Annotated in this window: 1 protein-coding gene; it reads right to left on the bottom strand. The window is 67.7% G+C overall.

Annotated features, from left to right (window positions below; all coding sequences use genetic code 11):
- Nucleotides 1–39: 39 nt before the first annotated feature.
- Nucleotides 40–1,283, bottom strand: a protein-coding gene (locus tag M8H82_RS36325; protein ID WP_250080024.1) for an IS3 family transposase whose coding sequence is annotated in 2 segments (ribosomal slippage) — nt 40–944 and nt 944–1,283 — 1,245 coding nt in all. Because the reading frame shifts where the segments join, the coding sequence is not laid out codon by codon here.
- Nucleotides 1,284–1,355: the final 72 nt, after the last annotated feature.

Here is a 1,355-nt window from a genome sequence, read left to right as displayed (position 1 = left end):
CCGGGCCTTCCCCCGTGGTGGTGGACACGCGGTCATTAATCACGCGGCGAGCGTGAGCTTAGCGGCGTGGTGTCGTCGTTCGTATTCATTGGGGCTGAGGTGGCCGTTGGCGGAGTGCCGGCGGCGGGTGTTGTAGCGGGACAGCCAGGCGAAGACCGTCCTTCTGCAGGTGTCGGCATCGCCGTAGTCGCGGGCGCCCTGGAGGGTCTCCCGTTTCAGGGACGCGTGGAAGCTTTCGCAGGCTGCGTTGTCCGCACTGGTGCCGACCGCGCCCATGGACCGGGTGACCTCCAGCCGGTCGCAGAGGCCGGCGAAGGCTCTGGACCCGTATTGCGCTCCGTGGTCGGAATGGAATACCGCCCCCTTCAGGCCGCCGCGGGTGCGGGCCGCCATCGTCAGGGCGTCGGCGACCAGGTCGGTGCGCATGTGGTCGGCGATGGACCAGCCGACGACCTTGCGGCTGAAGCAGTCCAGAACGGACGCGAGATAGAGGAACTCCCCGTTCTCCAGTGGCAGGTAGGTGATGTCGCCCATGTATTTGACGCCGGGTTCTGGGGCGGTGAAGTCCCGCCGGAACAGGTCCGGAACCTGTGCGGCGGCAGGGTCGGGGACGGTGGTGCGGAGGCGTCTGCGCAGGCGGATGCCGGTGATGGAGAAGGTCCGCATCACCCGTGCGACGCGTTTTTCGTTGACCGACAGGCCCGTCTCGCGGAGCTCGGCGGTCACCCGGGGTGAGCCGTAGGCGCCACCGGACTCTGCGTGGACCTCGCGGATCCTTGCCGCCAGGCGCTGGTCGGCCTGCTGCCGGGCATCTCTGACCTCCCGGCCGGCCCGCCACTTGTAGTAGCTGGACCTGTTCAGGCCCAGGACCTCGCAGAGCCGCTTCACCTCAAAGGCGTCCCGGTGGTCGTCGACGAACTGGAAGCGGCTCACCAGTTTGTCTCCCCGGCGAAATACTTGGCCGCCTTGCGGAGTATGTCCCGCTCGGTCGCCAGCTTGCGTTCACTGGCCTCCAGCTCGGCCACCCGGGCCTCGAGCTGCCGAATCCGCTCATCCGCATCCGCGGCCAGTGGCGCCTGCGTGGCCCGAGCCACTGTCCTGGTGTCCCGGGCAGCGTCCGAGCCGGCGCCGCGGACTTCCCGGGCCCGCAGCACCCAGTTCCGCAGGGTGTTCCTGTTGATACCCAGGTCGGCGGCGATGCTCTTGTAGGTCGCCCCGGGTGTGGACTCGAACAGGTCCACGGCATCGGCCTTGAACTCGTCCGAGTAGTCCTTCATCGCCATCGGCGGTCTTCTCGCTTCCTCCTGATCAAGCAGATCCAGTATCAGCGTGTCCACCACTCAGGGGGAGGCTCC

The sequence above is a fragment of the Streptomyces sp. YS415 genome (assembly GCF_023544665.1).
In the GTDB taxonomy this organism is placed as follows: domain Bacteria; phylum Actinomycetota; class Actinomycetes; order Streptomycetales; family Streptomycetaceae; genus Streptomyces.
Note: the sequence above shows the minus strand (reverse complement) of the source record. Positions and strands in the feature narration are given on the sequence as shown.